Origin of the sequence: Bradyrhizobium sp. CCBAU 51627 (genome assembly GCF_028128765.1) — a bacterium.
In the GTDB taxonomy this organism is placed as follows: Bacteria; Pseudomonadota; Alphaproteobacteria; order Rhizobiales; family Xanthobacteraceae; genus Bradyrhizobium.
The window spans coordinates 70,114-86,176 of record NZ_LBJG01000009.1 but is presented as its reverse complement, the minus strand read 5'-3'; the positions used below and the strand labels follow the sequence as shown (position 1 = coordinate 86,176).

The window sequence follows — 16,063 nt, the reverse complement described above, 5'->3', positions numbered from 1 at the left end:
GCGCCGGGCCTCATAGGATGCACGGCCGAGCTGCATCCGGACCGCACGTCCTTCGAGGCTCGACTTGCGGCGTGCCGCAAGCCGAGCGCTTCAGAATGACGGACCAAGAGTGAGAGCGCGCACCCCATGGACCTGATCGCCAACCGCATCTCCCACCATTTCGGCGATCTTGCCGTGTTGGACGATGTCTCCTTCACGGTGAGCGCCGGTGAGGTCGTCGCGATCGTCGGTCCCTCCGGTTGCGGTAAGAGCACGCTGCTGTCGATCCTCGGCGGCCTGCTGCAGCCAACGTCTGGCGCGGCCGAGCTGCGCGGGGCGCCGCCGGCGGACAGTCTCAATCCGCTGACCTTTGTGTTCCAGGACTTTGCGCTGCTGCCCTGGGCCACCGTCGAGGAGAACGTCGAATTCCCGCTGCTGCACACCCAGCTCACGGCCGCACAGCGCCGCGCGCTGGTTGACGATGCCCTGCGCCGCACGGGGCTGACCGATTTTCGTCGAACCTATCCGAAACAGCTCTCCGGCGGCATGCGCCAGCGCGTCGGGATTTCGCGCGCGCTTGCCGTCAAGCCCGCCATCCTGCTGATGGACGAGCCGCTGTCGGCGCTGGATTCGCAGACGCGCGAGCTGTTGATGGAGAATTTCGTCGGTCTGCTCGCCGACGGCGGCATGGGCGCGGTCTACGTCACCCACAATCTCGAAGAAGCGGCGCGCCTTGCTGATCGTATCGTGGTGCTGTCGCGCCGGCCCGGGCGCATCCGCGAGGTCGTTACCGTGCCGATGACGCGTGCCGAGCGCGGCGAAGCGGCTGCGCGCGAAAAGCTGCTGGCGCTGCAAAATCAGATCTGGTCGCTGATCCGCAACGAGGCGATCGATGCCGAGCGCGAGGTCCAGCATGCTTGATCGCGCGGGTCTGCCGGCAAAGGACGAGACGACGCGGCGTGTCCGCTTCCGCGGCGCCGGCTTCGTGCCTGCATCGAGTCGGTTCGGCGGCTGGATCGCGCTCGCGCTGGTGATCGCGATCTGGCAGGCGGCGGGCAGCGCCAAACTTGTCAATCCATTGTTCCTGCCGGCGCCATCGGCGATCGTGCGGGCGATTTACGAACTCGCGATGTCGGGCGCGCTCTGGCAGCATCTGTCGGCCTCGCTGCTGCGCATCGGCGTCGGCTGGCTGCTCGGCACCGCTGCCGGCGTCGTGGTCGGCTTCGCCATCGGCTTGTCGCGACTTGCGCGCAGCGTCGGCATCACCTTTATCTCGGCGCTGTTCCCGATCCCGAAGATTGCACTGCTGCCGCTCTTGATCCTCTGGCTCGGCATCGGCGAAGAGCCGAAGATCGCGACCATTGCGCTGGGCGTGTTCTTCTCGACCGCGATCTCGGTCTATAGCGGTGTCGATGCGGTGCCGCGCAACCTGATCCGCATGGCGCAAAGCTTCAACGTTCCCTTCGCCACCATCGTGCGCAAGGTGGTCTGGCCGGGCGCGCTGCCGGCGATCCTCGCCGGCTTCCGCATCACGGCGTCCGTCGCGCTGTTGCTCGTCGTCAGTGCCGAGATGATCGGCGCGCAATATGGCATCGGCGCCTTCGTGCTGCAGGCCGGCAATCTGATGCAGACGGACCAGCTGCTCGCGGGCGTGGTGATCCTGTCGGTGTTCGGGCTTGCGGTGGGGAAGGTGATCGGCTGGCTCGAGGTGCGGTTGTTGCGCTGGCGATAGCTTGGCTCGACAACAGAGGTCGTCATGCCCGGGCTTGTCACGGGCATCCGCGTTCTTGGTACCGCGGGTGAGGCGTGGGTGGCGGGGTCAAGCCCGGCCATGACGGAGGATGGAGCGGTTACCCTTAGGCGTTGCCACGGTCCTCGCGGAACAGATCCAGCTTCTGCTGCACCGGCCGGTCCGAGAAGCTGAACAGCACGGCATCCTCGTCCGCCTCGTGTGCCACCCAATGCCAGCTCGGCACCACGAACAGATCGCGCGGGCCCCATTCGAACACGGCATCGCCGATGCGGCTGCGACCCTTGCCCTCGATCGGGCAAAACACGGTCGCATCCGTCGAGCGATAGAGTGCGGTCTTGAACCCCTTCGGCAGCAGCTGGATGAAGGTGCCGATCGTCGGCATCGCGAAATCGCCGGTTTCGGGGTTGCTGAACTTCAGCTTCAGCCCATGGCAGGCGTCCCACTCCTGGCTCGTCCTGGCCTTCTCCAGTGCCTCGCGCGTGTAAGTATAGGGATAGCTGAAGATCGGCGAGGTCTTGGACGTCCGCTTCACGTCGACCGGCAGCAGGTTATGGCCATAGCGCGCGAAGCTGTTGCCGGCGGGTTTTGTGATCTTCTGCTGGTCTTCCTTGGAGCCTTCCGCGAAGGAGCAGTCGAAGAACTGCACCAGTGGGATATCGAGGCCGTCGAGCCAGAACATCGGCTGGTCGGTCTCGTTGGAATGATCGTGCCAGGTCATCGACGGCGTGATGATGAAATCGCCGGGCTCCATCGCGGTACGCTCGCCGTCGACGGCCGTGTGGGCGCCCTTGCCTTCGAGCACGAAGCGCAGCGCCGACTGGCTGTGCCGGTGCGCAGGCGCGACGTCGCCGGGTACCACCATCTGCACGCCGGCATAGAGTGAGGTGGTGATCTTGGACTGGCCGCGCAGGCCGGGGTTCTCCAGCACCAGCACGCGGCGCTCGGCCTCCTTGGCCGTGATCAGCTTGCCGGCTTCCGTCATGTAGTCGCGGATCACATCGAACTTCCAGAGGTGCGGCTGGCAAGCGCTCCTCGGCTCCGGGGTGATCAGATCGCTCATCACCGTCCACAGCGCGGTGAGATTCTCGCCGTCGATCTTCCGGTAGAACGCCTCGCGTTCCGGCGTCTTGGTCACCGCTTCCATGGCTGCTGCTCCAGATCGCTTTGTTAATTGACAGTATACTGACAATCTCGGTAGCGTCAACGTGACGGCGCTATGTATAAGGGAGTCATTCCGGGGCGGCTCGAAGAGCCGAACCCCGGAATCCCGAGATTCCGGATTCGACGCTGGCGCGTCGCCCGGAATGACAAACGACAGGGAGGGTTCCGATGAAGCTGCATGGTTATTTCCGCTCCAGCGCCGCCTATCGCGTGCGAATCGCATTGAATCTGAAGGGCCTTGGTGCGGAGCACCTGCCGCACCATCTTCGCAAGGGCGAGCAATGCGCGCCCGCTTATCTCGCCATCAACCCGCAAGGCCTCGTGCCTGCGCTGGAGAACGATGCGGGTGCGGTGCTGACCCAGTCGGTCGCAATCATCGAATGGCTCGACGAAACCCATCCCAATTCGCCGCTCCTGCCGAAGGATCCGCTGCGCCGCGCCAAGGTGCGCGCATTCGCGCTGGCGATCGCCTGCGATACTCATCCCGTGCAGAATCTGAAGGTGCTGGCGCGGCTGCGAGAGCTCGGCCTGCCCGAGGAGAAAGTCCTGGACTGGGCGGCGTGGGTCAACCGCGAGGGCCTGTCCGCCTGTGAAACCTTGATCAAGGACGAGCCCGGGCCGTTCTGCTTTGGCGATGCGCCGACCCTGGCCGATCTCTGCCTGGTGCCGCAGCTCGCCAACGCGCGGCGCTTCGGCGTTGATGTCGCCGCCTATCCGCGCCTGCTGAAGGCCGAGGCCGCCGCCAAGGCGCTGCCGGCGTTCGCCAACGCCGCACCGGAGAAGCAGCCCGATGCCGAGTAAGCCTTCTCCCCCGATCACGATGGATGCGGTCTATGCCGCGCCGGGCTATCTGTTCCGACGCATGCAGCAGATCGCGGTCTCGATCTTCATGGAGGAGTGCAAGGCGTTCGACCTCACGCCGGTGCAATATGCGGCGCTGATCGCGATCCACACCCGCCCCGGCATCGATGCGACGCGGCTTTCGGCCGTGATCGCCTTCGATCGCTCCACGCTCGGCAGCGTGATCGAGCGTCTCCAGGCCAAGGATTTTGTCGAGCGCAGGCCGGCGCCGGAGGACAAGCGGATCAAGCTGCTCTATTTGACGAAATCGGGGACCGCGATCCTGCGCGAGATCATTCCCGCCGTGGAACGTGCGCAGGCCCGCATGCTGGAGCCGCTCAGGCCTGCGGATCGCAAGGCGCTGATGGGGCTCATGTCGCAGCTCGTCGATCTCAACAACGAGGCCTCGCGCGTGCCGCTACGGGCGGAGGATGCGCTGGAGCATCTGGGGAAGGCGGGATGAAATTCTCCGCTGTCATTCCCCGCGAAAGCGGGTAATCCAGTACGCCGCGGCTTCTCGGCTCCATTACTGCTGTCTCTGGAATACTGGATCGCCCGGTCGAAGCCGGGCGATGACAGTGGGAGCTACATCCGCAACAACGCCTGCCGGTCGATCTTCCCCGTGCCAGTCTTGGGCAACTCGTCGATGAAAATCACCTCGCGCGGATATTTGTAGGGCAGCAGCTTGCCCTTGACGTAGTCCTGCAACCGCCGCGTCGCCTCGCCCTGATCCGTCGCGCGGTTGTTCATCACGACCACTGCCTTCAGCGTCATGCGGCGATCCGGCAGCTCGGCCGCGAACACCGCGCATTCGCGGATGTCGGGGTGATCGGCGAGGCAAAGCTCGACTTCGAGGGGATAGACCCACTGGCCCGAGATCTTGATGAGATCGTCGGCGCGGCCACGGAAGAAGTGAAAGCCGTCGCTGTCGCGGACGAAGCGGTCGCCGGTGTAGATCCAGCCGCCCTCGCGGATGGTCTCGGCGGATTTGTCGGGCCGGTTCCAGTACAGCGGCGTGTTGGAATCGCCGCGCACCCACAAGATGCCCTCTTCGTTGTCGCCGACGTCGCGGCCGTCCTTGTCCCGCAGCGCGACCTCGTAGCCGGGCACGCGCAGGCCGGCGGCGCCGAGCTTCTTCCGCTCGGGGCTATTGCTGAGATAGATGTGCAGCACCTCGGTCGAGCCGAGGCCTTCGACGATTTCGAGCCCGGTGAGCGACTTCCAGCCGTTGAAGACTTCGGCGGAGAGCACTTCGGCAGCCGAGAGCGCCATGCGGAGCGATGAGAAGTCGGTCTTGTCTGCGCCGTCCGCCTTGGTCAGCGAGGTGTAGAGCGTCGGCAGGCCGAAGAAGACGGTCGGCTTGTACTGCTCGATCGCAGCGAAGATCGCCGCCGGCTTCGGTTGGCCCGGCAGCAGCAACGTCGCGGCACCTGATGAGAACGGGAAGGTGATGGAATTGCCGAAGCCATAGGCGAAGAAGATCTTCGGCACGGAGAAGCAGATGTCGTGCGGCGTCAGCTTCAGCACGTTCCGCGCAAAGGCGGCCTCGCTGTAGGCCATGTCGTGCTGGAGATGCACGATGCCCTTGGGACGGCCGGTAGAGCCGGAGGAGTACATCCAGAACGCCATCTCGTTGCGATGCGTCGGAGCTTCGGCTAGCTCGGATGGGAATTGCGAGAGCCAGTCTGCGGCAGCGATCGCGTTCCGCGCCGCGTGGTCGCCGACATCGCCGTTGACGATGATCAGCGTGCGCAGTTCCGTGTCCTTGCAGGCCTCGGCATTGAACCGCGCGCAGAACTCGGCATCAGCGACCGCAATGGCCGCACCGGAATCGGCGAGATAGAATTGTAAGAGGTCCGGTGGCGTCAGCGTGTTGATCAGCAGCGGCACGAAGCCGGCGCGCACCGCACCGAAGAAGGCGGCCGGATAAGCCGGCGTGTCGTCCAGGAACAGCAGCACGCGATCGCCGCGCTTCAGGCCGAGCGATGCAAAGCCGTTGCCCCAACGGCAAGCGTCCGCACAGAGCTCGGCATAGGTCCGCGTGCCTGCCGGGCCAATCAACGCGAGCTTGTCGCCGCGCCCTTCGATGAGATTGTCGAACACCACGCGGCTGGCGTTGTAGAGGTCCGGAACGGCAAAGCCGATTTCGCGGACGCCCGCGCTGTCGGCGGGCACCTTGTCGCGTATTTCGTTGCTCATGCCGCGTCTCCGGCATTCTTCTGGGCCTCGTAGCGGGCCATGAAGGTCGGCGACATCGCGCGCAATCGGGAATCATCGATGCGGCCGGAGCGGGTGATGTAGCTATAGGCGAAGTCCATCAGGCCGAGCTGCATGTGCTGGGCAAAGTGCTCGTACCAGAACGCGCTGGTGCGGGCCGCATTGACGAGCTTCTGCACCACCGGCTTGCGCGTCGCCTGGTAGCGATGCAGTGCGGTCGACAGATGCGCATCGGATTCGAGCGCCTTGACCAGCGCGATCGCGTCTTCGATCGCGAGCCGCGTGCCCGAGCCGATCGAGAAATGCGCCGAGTGAAGCGCATCGCCGATCAACACCATGTTCTTGAACGACCAGTGCTCGTTCCACACCCAGGGGAAATTGCGCCAGACCGACTTGTTCGAGATCAGGCAGTGGCCGCCGAGCGTATCGGCAAACACCTCCTCGCACACGCCCTTGGACTGCTCGACGTCCTTATAGGCGAAGCCATAGGCCTGCCAGGTCGCGTGGTCACATTCGACCAGGAAGGTGCTCATGGTCGGCGAGTATCGATAGTGATGCGCGTTGAAGGCGCCGCGATCGGTCTTCACAAAAGTCTGCGACAGCGTGTCGAAGCGCTTCGAGGTGCCGTACCAGACGAATTTGTTGGAGGAGTAGGACAGCGAAGTGCCGAAATCGCCCTCGAAGGTGCGGCGGACCATGGAGTTGAGTCCATCGGCCGCGACGATCAGGTCGTGGCCATTGAGCTGGTCGATGGCCTGGATCTGTGTGTCGAAGCGGGGGATGACGCCGACCGCGAGCGCGCGCTGCTGCAGGAACTGCAAGAGCTCGAGCCGGCCGATCGAGGAGAAACCGACGCCATCGATGGCGACGCTGTCGCCGCCGAGATTCAGCGTGATGTTCTGCCAGCTCTCCATATGCGGCGCGATCGCATCGACCGTCTCGGGGTCGTCGGCGCGCAGGAATTCCAGGGCCTGGTCGGAGAACACGACACCAAAGCCCCAGGTCGCGTCGGCCGGGTTCTGTTCGAACAGGTCGACCTGATCCTCGGGGTGACGCTTCTTCCAGAGATAGGCGAAGTAGAGCCCACCGGGCCCCCCACCAATCACGGCGATCCGCAACGTCTGCCTCCCTAATTGACAGTATACTTACTATCTCAGGGTAGACTAATGGGCTCCGGCCTCCCACGCCAGCGGAATTACCGACAAGGCGAGGTGCGGCGCAGCACAGCCGCGGACACCGGCTTTCCACGGGCCCGAAACCGTCAGGTGCGAATCATAGCCAAACCGCGTCGGCTTGGCCACACGGGCGTCAGACGCAGCGCTTCACGTAGACCCCATTCACCAGCACCCGCGTGCAGCGGACTACCGGCACGGGGTGGCGGACTACGACGGCTCCGTTCGATCCGGCGCAACCGGCGCGGTAGACGCCGCGGGCGCACACCACCGCATTGGCATCGGACGCTTCGAAGGTCATGGTCGCTCCGAAGGCGAGAACCGCAGAAGCAACGAGTAGCAATGAACGCATATTGTCCTCCCGGTCTTGACGTGATTGAAATCGGATATCCGCAAAAGATTGGTCGTGGCAGGCGCGCGAAAATTCATTCGTGGACGCAGTTCACCATTGTGCCTGTGCCGGTGTCTGTGCCTTGGCGCATCATCGCGCCGCAAATGGCGCCAGCACGTCCCTGCACGCTGGCGACAGCGACGCTGCGTTGCTGGCGATGCATTGCACGACGCGGCCACCGCCGGGCGCGACCCCGGCGCAGAGCGAGCGGATGTCGGCGCTGCAGGCGGAGCGCGCGACGAACAACTCTTCGCGTGGCCTGAGCGAACGGAGAACGATCACGGCAGGCGCGGCCGCCGGTGCTGCTCCGGCGGTCGGTGCGGCAGCGGCCGCCGGTGCAGCCCCCGCTGACGCGCCGCCACCTGCGGCCGCCGTCACGGCCTTCTCGCAAGCCGGCGAGACCTTGGTCTTGTTCTTCTCCAGGCATTCGAGGGCGGGCGCACCGCCCGGCGGGACGCTGGCGCACACCTTGGAATAATCGGCGCGGCACGCGCTCTTGACCAACGCAACCTGTGCGCTGCTCGGCTTGGCCGCGGCGGCTTTCGGAGCGGCGCTGGTCGGCTTCGCCGCAGGTGCGACCGCGGGCGCTGCTTCGGTCTTTGCCGGTTCGGGTTTGGCAGCTTCGGATTTGGCCGGCTCGGATTTGGCGGGCGCCGCCTCGGTCTTCGGCGCTGCGGCCGGCTCGACGGCGCGCACTGCGGTCTGGCATCCCGCCGACAGGCTCGACATGTGGCTCTGCAAACACTGATACGCCTCGACGCCGCCGGGCGTCACGCTCGCACAATGCGCCATGAAATCCGAGCGGCAGGCGGAGCGGATGGCGCTCTTCTGAGCTTCGGTCGGCGCTTGCGCGAATGCGCTTGTTGCGGTTGCGAAGAGTGCCGCGGCGAGCAACGCGTGACGCGTCGATGCATGTTTCAACATGTTGAACATTTGAACGAATCCTGCCCTGTCGGTAACGCCGACGCATTATTAAAAGTAATGTAAACAATCTCGCGGCCGATGCCGCGTGCGGCATCCTTGGCCGCGTTCGCCACCACCGCAAGTAGATCATATGCGCAGAATTGCGACGTAACTAGGTCGTCAGAGCCTGACCATGCGCTTGCCGCGGTTCTCGCCGGCGAGCAATCCGATCAGCGCCTTCGGCGTGTTCTGAAGGCCATCGATGATATCTTCCTGCACCTTCAGCTTGCCGGCCTTGACCCAGGCTTGAAGGTCGGCCAGCGCGCGCTGGCTTTCCTTCATGTAGTCCATCACGATGAATCCCTGCATGATGAGCCGCTTCACCACGATCAGGCCGGGCACGCCGCGGGGGCCGTGCGCCGACGGCGCGCCGTCATATTGCGAGATCGCGCCGCAACAGGCGATGCGACCGTAATTGTTCATCTGCGGAAGACAGGCCTCGAGAATGTCGCCGCCCACATTGTCGAAATAGACGTCGATGCCTTTTGGCGCTGCCGCGCGCAGCGCCTTGAACACTGCGCCGTCCTTGTAGTCGACGGCGGCATCGAAGCCGAGTTCGGAGGTCAGCCAGTTGCACTTGTCCGCGCCGCCGGCGATGCCGATGATGCGACATCCCTTGATCCTGGCGATCTGCCCGACGATCGAGCCGACCGAGCCTGCGGCCGCGGAGACTACGACCGTCTCCCCCTCCTTCGGCTTGCCGACCTCGAGCAGGCCGAAATAAGCAGTGAGACCGGCGATGCCGAACACGCTGAGCAGATGCGTCATCGGCTCGAGCTTCGGCATCTTCGTCAAATGTTTTGCCGGCACTGCGGCAAACTCCTGCCAGCCGGTGTCACCGAAGACGAGGTCGCCGGGCGCAAGCCCCTCGGCCTTCGAACTGACGACCTCGGCGATGGCGCCGCCGGCCATCACGCTGTTGGCCTCGACGGCCGAGCGATAGGTTGCGCCGTGCATCCAGGCGCGGTTGGCAGCATCGAGCGAGATGTATCGTACCCGCAGCAAGGCTTCACCGTCCTTCGGCTCGGGCGTGGCGCCTTCAACCATCCTGAAATGCTCGGGCCCGAGCTTGCCGCTGGGTTTTTCGACCAGAAGAATTTGGCGATTGACGTTGCTCGTCATGGCGTTTTCCCCTCGTTGCTTGGCGATTATTGATGCAGGTGCCGCAAAGAAAACGTGCAGACCGCATTGTTGTGCGCTGCACGAAGGCTAGATCGCGCCGTTCCATTTCACAACGGGAACATCCGGCCAACGCGCCCACACGCAAAGCGTGTTGCGTCGCTCTGACATCTGCGACATCATGAAGCGCCGGTGTACGTGGGGGTAAGCAATGTCGAACAGGTTTACGCAATACATTCTGGCAGCGATGATGCTGGGCATCATCGTGGGCTCGGCGATCTACAATTTCCTGCCCGATACCCGCGCCGAGTGGGCCTCCGCCATCAACCTGATCGCCATGATGTTCCTGCGCCTGATCAAGATGATCATCGCGCCGCTGGTGTTCGCCACTCTGGTCGGCGGGATCGCGCATATGGGCTCGGGCGCCAAGCTCGGCCGCATCTTCGCCAAGACCATGGGCTGGTTCGTCAGCGCTTCCTTCGTCTCGCTGTTGCTCGGCCTCCTGATGGTCAATCTGCTGCAGCCCGGCGCGAACTTTCCGGGCACCTTGCCTGCGGCGGGCCAATCGACCGGCCTGCCGGTCTCCGCCTTCTCGATCGAGAAGTTCCTGACCCATCTGATCCCGACCTCGATTGCGGACGCGATGGCGCAGAACGAGATCTTGCAGATCGTGATCTTCGCCGTGTTCTTCTCGGTGGCGATGGGTGCATTGCCCGAGCGCTCCAAGCCGATCCTGGCGCTGATCGACGACATCAGCCACATCATGCTGAAGGTGACGAGCTATGTGATGCTGTTCGCACCGCTCGCGGTGTGGGCCGCCATCACCGCGACCGTGGCCAAGAACGGTCTGCTGGTGCTCTGGAAGCTCGTCGTGTTCATGGGCGGCTTCTATCTCTCGCTGTTCATCCTCTGGGGCATCCTGGTGGTCGTCGGCTTCATCGTGATCGGACCGCGATACAGCCATCTGTTGCGATTGATTCGTGAGCCGCTGATGATCGCGTTCTCCACCGCGAGCTCGGAAGCGGCTTACCCGAAGACGCTGGAAGGCCTCAACCGTTTCGGAGCCTCGTCGCGGATCTCGAGCTTCGTGCTGCCGCTCGGCTATTCCTTCAACCTCGACGGCACGATGATGTACTGCACTTTCGCCAGTATCTTCATCGCGCAGAGCTATCACATCGACATGCCGCTCGGCACACAGCTCGCGCTGCTCGCGACCTTGATGATCACCTCGAAGGGCGTCGCCGGCGTGCCGCGTGCCTCCCTCGTCGTGATCGCCTCGACGCTGGCGCAGTTCAACATCCCCGAGGCGGGCCTGCTCATGATCATGGGCATCGATACGTTCCTGGACATGGGCCGCAGCGCCACCAACGTGATCGGCAACACGCTGGCGACCTCGGTCGTCGCGAAGTGGGAGGGCGAGCTCGGACCCGAGCATGCGATGGGACCGGGCGACGTCGTGCCCGGCGACATGGTGCCGGGCGAAGTGCCTGCGCTGGCCGGCCATTGACGGGAGTGCGTCATGCGCCCTCTGACGGCGATTTCGAGCGGCCTGTTGCTGGCGGCGTGCCTGCTGGCAACGGACGCCTTCGCCCAGACCGGCAGCAGCGAAGGGCTCAGCCCGACGCTGTCGGCCATCAAGAACGCGCACGCCGTGCGGCTCGGCTACCGCGAAAGCTCGCCGCCGTTTTCGTTCCTTGATCAGGCTAACAGGCCGATCGGCTACAGCCTCGAACTCTGCGAGGCTATCGTCGAGGAGATCGGCGCCGAGGTCGACGATCCCAATCTCAGAATCGACTATGTCAAGGTCACCTCGGATGACCGCATCGACGCGCTGCTCCAGAACAAGATCGATCTGGAGTGCGGCTCGACCACGGCCAACTCGGAGCGTGGCAGGCGCGTCGCGTTCTCGCCGCTGATGTTCGTCGCCGGCACCAAGCTGATGGTGCCCAAAGCCTCCAGCGCGCAGTCGCTGACCGATCTGAAGGGCAAGACCATCGTGGTGACGAAGGGCACCACCAACGAGCAGGCGATCCGGGCCGCCGACCAGAAGTTCTCGCTGGGCCTGACCATCGTCGTCGGCGCCGATCACGAACAGTCGTACCAGATGCTGGTCGACGGCAAGGCCGACGCATTCGCGACCGACGACATACTGCTCTCGGGCCTGATCGTCCGGCACAAGTCGCAGGACAAGTTTCGCGTCACCGGCGACTATCTGTCCTACGATCCCTACGGCATCATGTTCCGCAAGGGCGAGCCGCAACTCTCGGCCGTGGTCGAGCGCGCCTTCCGCAAGCTCGGCTCCAATCACGATCTCGTGCCGCTCTACAACAAATGGTTCATGGCGCGGATGCCGACCGGCGAGCGGATGAACGTGCCGATCTCGCTGCAACTGGAAGAAGCCTTCAAGGCGATGGACGATTCCGCGAGCGCGAATAACTAGCGGCAGTTGCTTCTCTCTCGGGATGACGGTGATAGGCCATCGCTCGTGCCGCCTTTCCCGAACACCCGGTCCAGCGCCGCGTCATACGTCGCCTGCACCAGCTCCGGATGGAGCTTGCCCAGCGCCTCCATCATCACGCCGGAATTGATCTCCAGCACGCGCCAATCGCCGTCGACACGCACCACGTCGATGGACGCGAAGGCGATGCTGATGGCGCTCGCGGCATCGATCGCGAGCTTCACGCAAGCCGAGCGATCCGCGCCATCCTCCAGCAACACCGGCTTTGCGCCGGCGTCGAGATTATGCCGCCAATCCGAGCCGCGCTGCTTGCTGTAGACGATGAGAGGCACGCCATCGAGCAGGATCACACGGACTTCATCCTCGATCGCGACATAGGGCGAGATTACGAGCCCGGCGCTCATGGAAAAGACTTCGCCAACCGCGAGGTCGAGGTCCGCCTCTGTCGCCACCCTGAATACCGAGCGCCCCGATGTCCCCTCGTTCGGCTTCACCACCACGCCTTGCGGATGATTGTGAAGCAACTCGATCATGGCCTCGCGCCAGGCGGGGCCGACAACATTCTTGCCCAGCTTCGGGTTGAGGAAGAGGTGATGCGGAATACAGGGCACGCCCGCCATCTCCAGCACCTCTGAGGTCGCCGACTTGTCGTTGGCGAGCCGGTGCGCGATCGCGCTGTTCAGCCCGATATCGTAGCCGAAGGCGAATCGGCGCATCTCGCCCCGGCGCATCGCGATCAGCCAGCCGCCGGCGCGCACATCCAAGGGGATGCCGTGACGTGCACAATAGTGCCGTATCGCCGTTACGAAGATCCGTTCACGAGGGGGCATTGTCGAACCATTTTGCCGGATCGCCGCCGAGTGTGTCGCGGCCTTGCGACACCCTTAATGACTTTTTCGCGAGGGCCGACGGAAATTAAGTGCTGTTCCGATGGCCATTTGAGCAAAGAAATTGCCGCAATGCGGCATGGAAGAGAAAATCGTTAATTCTTTAGTGATTTCAAGCCGAAATGCGCATTTGATCGGCGTCAATTGCATGCCGTTTCAGGTTGATTATTGATCTCAATGGCGTAGATCACACACGCGAAATCCTCCGCCATGGCGATGGTGTCCGCCCCGTTTTCAGGGCCGGGCAACGCTTTTGCCCTAAAACCGCAGACATTCGGAATATCGAAAATCATGAGCGCGTTTTACCGAGAGAAGGTCCTTTCCGTCCAGCACTGGACCGACACGTTGTTCAGCTTCCGCGCCACGCGCGATACCGGCTTCCGCTTCCAGAATGGTCAGTTCGCCATGATCGGCCTCGAGGTCGATGGCCGCCCGTTGCTGCGCGCCTACAGCATGGCGAGCGCCAACCACGAGGAAGAGCTCGAGTTCTTCTCGATCAAGGTGCAGGACGGCCCGCTCACCTCGCGCCTGCAGAAGATCAAGGAAGGCGACACCATCCTGGTCGGCCGCAAGGCGACCGGTACGCTGATCACCGACAATCTGCTTCCCGGCAAGCGGCTGATGCTGCTGTCGACCGGCACGGGCCTTGCGCCCTTCGCAAGCCTGATCAAGGACCCCGAGGTCTACGACCAGTTCGAGAGCATCGTTCTGGTGCACGGCTGCCGCCAGGTCTCCGAGCTCGCCTATGGCGAGAGGCTGGTCGCGAATCTGCGCGAGGACGAGCTGTTCGGCGAGCTGCTCGCGGACAAGCTGGTGTACTATCCGACCGTGACCCGCGAGCCGTTCAAGAACCGCGGCCGCATCACCGACCTCATCAACTCCGAGCAGATCTTCAACGACATCGGCCAAGGCCCGCTCGACATCGCAACCGACCGCATCATGATGTGCGGCAGCCCGGCGATGCTCGAAGAGCTCAAGGTGATGTTCGAAAGCCGTGGCTTCATCGAGGGCTCCGGCAACAAGCCCGGCCATTTCGTGATCGAGAAGGCCTTCGTGGAGCGCTGATTGGCGCTCGCTCTCGGGGACGTCGTCTCGATGCCGCGGTGGCGAAAGCCAGGACCCATAGCCACCGAGTCAAATTTGGCGAAGACTGGGTCGTCGTCAGTCTTCGCACGACCCCGTTCAGGGGTGACGAGTCCCGGCTTTCGCCAGGACGACACGGGTGGGTAAGGCATCCTGCCCGGCCAGCCACCCCTTGATCTTCCCCTATCTGCTGCACTGCAATAGTCCCATCCTCTCGGCGGATTGATCTGCGCCCGTCGAATTCGCTAGCCTGAAACAAGTGCTGCGTCATATCCGTATGACAGGCGCGGGCGTATCGTACCGCCTCCAAGCTGGCGAGAGGATGGCAATCGTGGCCGACGACACCAAGACGCAGGAATCTCCAAAACGGTTGCCGCTCGCGGAAGAGGGGATCGCCGAAATCCTGCTGCTTCCTTTCTCGCCGCGCTTCATCGTCCTGACGATGTGCGCCGTCGTCACGGCGCTGCTGGTCGGCATCGGCATCGCCGACCGCAAGATCTTCGACATCCTGCTGGTCCCGATCCTGATCTTCGGTGCCCTGACGCTGCTCGGCGTCCGCGATCTCATGCAGAAGAGCCACGCGGTGCTGCGCAATTACCCGATCTCGGCGCATATCCGCTTCCTGCTCGAAGAGATCCGTCCGGAGATGCGGCAATATTTCTTCGAGAGCGAGAAGGACGGCATGCCTTTCTCGCGCGACACCCGCGCGGTGGTCTATCAGCGCGCCAAGATGCAGCTCGACAAGCGTCCGTTCGGCACCCAGGAGGACGTCTATCGCGAGGGCTACGAGTGGATGCATCACTCGGTGTCGCCGAAGGCGCATGCCGAGGAGAAGTTTCGCGTCACCATCGGCGGGCCGGATTGCGCAAAACCCTATTCAGCTTCGGTGTTCAACATCTCGGCGATGAGCTTTGGCGCGCTCAGCCCGAATGCGGTGCGCGCGCTCAATGCCGGCGCCAAGAAGGGCGGCTTTGCCCATGACACGGGCGAGGGCGGCTTCAGCCCTTATCACGCCGAGATGGGCGGTGACATCATCTGGGAGATCGGCTCTGGCTATTTCGGCTGCCGCCATCGCGACGGCAGCTTCGATCCGGAGGCATTTGCGCGCGTTGCGAGCCGCGACCAGATCAAGATGGTCGAGCTCAAGATCAGCCAAGGCGCCAAGCCCGGCCATGGCGGAGTGCTGCCGGCGGCGAAAGTCTCCGAGGAGATCTCCAAGATCCGCGGCGTCTCGATGGGCGAGGATTGCATCTCGCCGGCCTCGCACCGCGCCTTCTCCACGCCTGTTGGCATGATGCAGTTCATCGCCGAGATGCGAAAGCTCTCCGGCGGCAAGCCGGCAGGCTTCAAGCTCTGCATCGGCCATCCCTGGGAGTTCCTGGCGATCTGCAAAGCGATGCTTCAGACCGGCATTTATCCGGACTTCATCGTCGTCGACGGCAACGAGGGCGGCACCGGTGCCGCGCCGCTGGAGTTCATGGATCATCTGGGCATGCCGATGCGCGAGGGCGTCAATTTCGTCCACAACGCGCTGGTCGGCATCAACGCGCGTGACCGCATCAAGATCGGTGCCTCCGGCAAGATCGCGACGGCTTTCGACATGGCGCGCGCGATGGCGATCGGCGCCGACTGGTGCAATTCGGCGCGCGGCTTCATGTTCTCGCTCGGCTGCATCCAGTCGCTGAGCTGCCATACCGACCGATGTCCGACCGGGGTCGCGACCCAGGATCCGACCCGGGCACGCGCGCTCTACGTGCCGCTCAAGATCGATCGTGTGCATAATTACCACCACGCCACGCTGCAATCGCTGACCGAACTGATCGCCGCGGCGGGCCTGGAGCATCCGCAGGAGCTGCGCCCGATCCACTTCACCCAGCGCACCTCGACGACCGACGTGAAATCCTTCGCCCAGCTCTATCCGGCGCTGCGCCCGGGCGAGCTGCTTGAAGGCACCGAAGACCCGCGGTTCCGCGATGCCTGGCGGATGGCGCGGGCGGAGACGTTCCAGCCGGCGCCATAAGCGCCCGGGTTGCACAAAAT

At 63.8% G+C, this 16,063-nt stretch carries 16 protein-coding genes; 8 read left to right on the top strand and 8 right to left on the bottom strand.

All coding sequences use genetic code 11. The features are described 5' to 3' along the window. Positions 1 to 126 precede the first annotated feature (126 nt). The gene (locus XH88_RS06100) at positions 127 to 900 is read left to right on the top strand and encodes an ABC transporter ATP-binding protein (RefSeq protein WP_271614515.1); all 774 of its coding nucleotides are present in this window, start codon (positions 127 to 129) and stop codon (positions 898 to 900) included. Continuing rightward, positions 893 to 1,711, top strand: a complete 819-nt coding sequence (locus tag XH88_RS06095) for an ABC transporter permease (protein WP_271614514.1) — start codon at positions 893 to 895, stop codon at positions 1,709 to 1,711. Before XH88_RS06100 ends, XH88_RS06095 begins: the two co-directional genes overlap by 8 nt. Positions 1,712 to 1,835: 124 nt before the next feature. On the opposite strand, the gene gtdA is transcribed toward XH88_RS06095, so the two are convergent. Further along, complete coding sequence (gtdA, locus tag XH88_RS06090) at positions 1,836 to 2,876, bottom strand: gentisate 1,2-dioxygenase (protein ID WP_271614513.1); 1,041 nt, start codon at positions 2,874 to 2,876, stop codon at positions 1,836 to 1,838. Positions 2,877 to 3,061: 185 nt separating this feature from the next. On the opposite strand from gtdA, the gene maiA reads away from it, so the two are divergent. Both maiA and XH88_RS06080 read left to right on the top strand, forming a co-directional pair. Then, positions 3,062 to 3,694 (top strand): maleylacetoacetate isomerase, encoded by a 633-nt coding sequence (maiA, locus tag XH88_RS06085; protein WP_271614512.1) that lies wholly within the window; start codon positions 3,062 to 3,064, stop codon positions 3,692 to 3,694. After that, the gene (locus tag XH88_RS06080; RefSeq protein WP_271614511.1) at positions 3,684 to 4,196 is read left to right on the top strand and encodes a MarR family winged helix-turn-helix transcriptional regulator; all 513 of its coding nucleotides are present in this window, start codon (positions 3,684 to 3,686) and stop codon (positions 4,194 to 4,196) included. The genes maiA and XH88_RS06080 overlap by 11 nt, the downstream gene beginning before the upstream one ends. Positions 4,197 to 4,318: 122 nt before the next feature. On the opposite strand, the gene XH88_RS06075 is transcribed toward XH88_RS06080, so the two are convergent. The 5 genes from XH88_RS06075 to XH88_RS06055 all read right to left on the bottom strand — a co-directional run bounded on the left by XH88_RS06075 (position 4,319) and on the right by XH88_RS06055 (position 9,598). Beyond that, positions 4,319 to 5,932, bottom strand: coding sequence for a benzoate-CoA ligase family protein (locus XH88_RS06075; RefSeq protein ID WP_271614510.1), 1,614 nt, complete (start codon positions 5,930 to 5,932; stop codon positions 4,319 to 4,321). Continuing rightward, a complete protein-coding gene (locus XH88_RS06070; RefSeq protein ID WP_271614509.1) occupies positions 5,929 to 7,068 on the bottom strand; it encodes an FAD-dependent monooxygenase in 1,140 nt (379 codons plus the stop codon). The genes XH88_RS06075 and XH88_RS06070 overlap by 4 nt, the downstream gene beginning before the upstream one ends. Before the next feature lie 190 nt (positions 7,069 to 7,258). After that, positions 7,259 to 7,474, bottom strand: coding sequence for a hypothetical protein (locus XH88_RS06065; RefSeq protein ID WP_271614508.1), 216 nt, complete (start codon positions 7,472 to 7,474; stop codon positions 7,259 to 7,261). Between the two features lie 129 nt (positions 7,475 to 7,603). After that, positions 7,604 to 8,446, bottom strand: coding sequence for a cysteine rich repeat-containing protein (locus XH88_RS06060; RefSeq protein ID WP_271614507.1), 843 nt, complete (start codon positions 8,444 to 8,446; stop codon positions 7,604 to 7,606). 150 nt (positions 8,447 to 8,596) lie between these two features. Beyond that, complete coding sequence (locus tag XH88_RS06055) at positions 8,597 to 9,598, bottom strand: NADP-dependent oxidoreductase (RefSeq protein WP_271614506.1); 1,002 nt, start codon at positions 9,596 to 9,598, stop codon at positions 8,597 to 8,599. Positions 9,599 to 9,806: 208 nt separating this feature from the next. On the opposite strand from XH88_RS06055, the gene XH88_RS06050 reads away from it, so the two are divergent. Together XH88_RS06050 and XH88_RS06045 are read left to right on the top strand one after the other, a co-directional pair. Next, on the top strand, positions 9,807 to 11,102 hold the full coding sequence (locus XH88_RS06050) for a dicarboxylate/amino acid:cation symporter (protein WP_271614505.1): 1,296 nt from the start codon (positions 9,807 to 9,809) through the stop codon (positions 11,100 to 11,102). Positions 11,103 to 11,114: 12 nt separating this feature from the next. Then, positions 11,115 to 12,035: an amino acid ABC transporter substrate-binding protein gene (locus XH88_RS06045; RefSeq protein ID WP_271614504.1), complete on the top strand. Its 921-nt coding sequence runs from the start codon at positions 11,115 to 11,117 to the stop codon at positions 12,033 to 12,035. Here XH88_RS06045 and XH88_RS06040 read toward each other — a convergent pair. Both XH88_RS06040 and XH88_RS06035 read right to left on the bottom strand, forming a co-directional pair. Beyond that, the gene (locus XH88_RS06040; RefSeq protein ID WP_271614503.1) at positions 12,032 to 12,883 is read right to left on the bottom strand and encodes an ATP-grasp domain-containing protein; all 852 of its coding nucleotides are present in this window, start codon (positions 12,881 to 12,883) and stop codon (positions 12,032 to 12,034) included. The genes XH88_RS06045 and XH88_RS06040 overlap by 4 nt on opposite strands. Before the next feature lie 197 nt (positions 12,884 to 13,080). After that, on the bottom strand, positions 13,081 to 13,233 hold the full coding sequence (locus XH88_RS06035) for a hypothetical protein (protein ID WP_271614502.1): 153 nt from the start codon (positions 13,231 to 13,233) through the stop codon (positions 13,081 to 13,083). Here XH88_RS06035 and XH88_RS06030 point away from each other — a divergent pair. After that, positions 13,232 to 14,005, top strand: a complete 774-nt coding sequence (locus XH88_RS06030; protein WP_271614501.1) for a ferredoxin--NADP reductase — start codon at positions 13,232 to 13,234, stop codon at positions 14,003 to 14,005. The genes XH88_RS06035 and XH88_RS06030 overlap by 2 nt on opposite strands. A 340-nt stretch (positions 14,006 to 14,345) precedes the next feature. Then, a complete protein-coding gene (locus tag XH88_RS06025) occupies positions 14,346 to 16,043 on the top strand; it encodes an FMN-binding glutamate synthase family protein (RefSeq protein WP_271614500.1) in 1,698 nt (565 codons plus the stop codon). Positions 16,044 to 16,063: the final 20 nt, after the last annotated feature.

What these genes read in the sequence shown, in the direction of transcription:
- XH88_RS06100 (WP_271614515.1), top strand. Translation starts at nt 127, where the DNA reads ATGGACCTGATCGCCAACCGCATCTCCCACCATTTCGGCGATCTTGCC.
- XH88_RS06095 (WP_271614514.1), top strand. Translation starts at nt 893, where the DNA reads ATGCTTGATCGCGCGGGTCTGCCGGCAAAGGACGAGACGACGCGGCGT.
- gtdA (WP_271614513.1), bottom strand. Translation starts at nt 2,876, where the DNA reads ATGGAAGCGGTGACCAAGACGCCGGAACGCGAGGCGTTCTACCGGAAG.
- maiA (WP_271614512.1), top strand. Translation starts at nt 3,062, where the DNA reads ATGAAGCTGCATGGTTATTTCCGCTCCAGCGCCGCCTATCGCGTGCGA.
- XH88_RS06080 (WP_271614511.1), top strand. Translation starts at nt 3,684, where the DNA reads ATGCCGAGTAAGCCTTCTCCCCCGATCACGATGGATGCGGTCTATGCC.
- XH88_RS06075 (WP_271614510.1), bottom strand. Translation starts at nt 5,932, where the DNA reads ATGAGCAACGAAATACGCGACAAGGTGCCCGCCGACAGCGCGGGCGTC.
- XH88_RS06065 (WP_271614508.1), bottom strand. Translation starts at nt 7,474, where the DNA reads ATGCGTTCATTGCTACTCGTTGCTTCTGCGGTTCTCGCCTTCGGAGCG.
- XH88_RS06060 (WP_271614507.1), bottom strand. Translation starts at nt 8,446, where the DNA reads ATGTTCAACATGTTGAAACATGCATCGACGCGTCACGCGTTGCTCGCC.
- XH88_RS06055 (WP_271614506.1), bottom strand. Translation starts at nt 9,598, where the DNA reads ATGACGAGCAACGTCAATCGCCAAATTCTTCTGGTCGAAAAACCCAGC.
- XH88_RS06050 (WP_271614505.1), top strand. Translation starts at nt 9,807, where the DNA reads ATGTCGAACAGGTTTACGCAATACATTCTGGCAGCGATGATGCTGGGC.
- XH88_RS06045 (WP_271614504.1), top strand. Translation starts at nt 11,115, where the DNA reads ATGCGCCCTCTGACGGCGATTTCGAGCGGCCTGTTGCTGGCGGCGTGC.
- XH88_RS06040 (WP_271614503.1), bottom strand. Translation starts at nt 12,883, where the DNA reads ATGCCCCCTCGTGAACGGATCTTCGTAACGGCGATACGGCACTATTGT.
- XH88_RS06030 (WP_271614501.1), top strand. Translation starts at nt 13,232, where the DNA reads ATGAGCGCGTTTTACCGAGAGAAGGTCCTTTCCGTCCAGCACTGGACC.
- XH88_RS06035 (WP_271614502.1), bottom strand. Translation starts at nt 13,233, where the DNA reads ATGATTTTCGATATTCCGAATGTCTGCGGTTTTAGGGCAAAAGCGTTG.
- XH88_RS06025 (WP_271614500.1), top strand. Translation starts at nt 14,346, where the DNA reads ATGGCAATCGTGGCCGACGACACCAAGACGCAGGAATCTCCAAAACGG.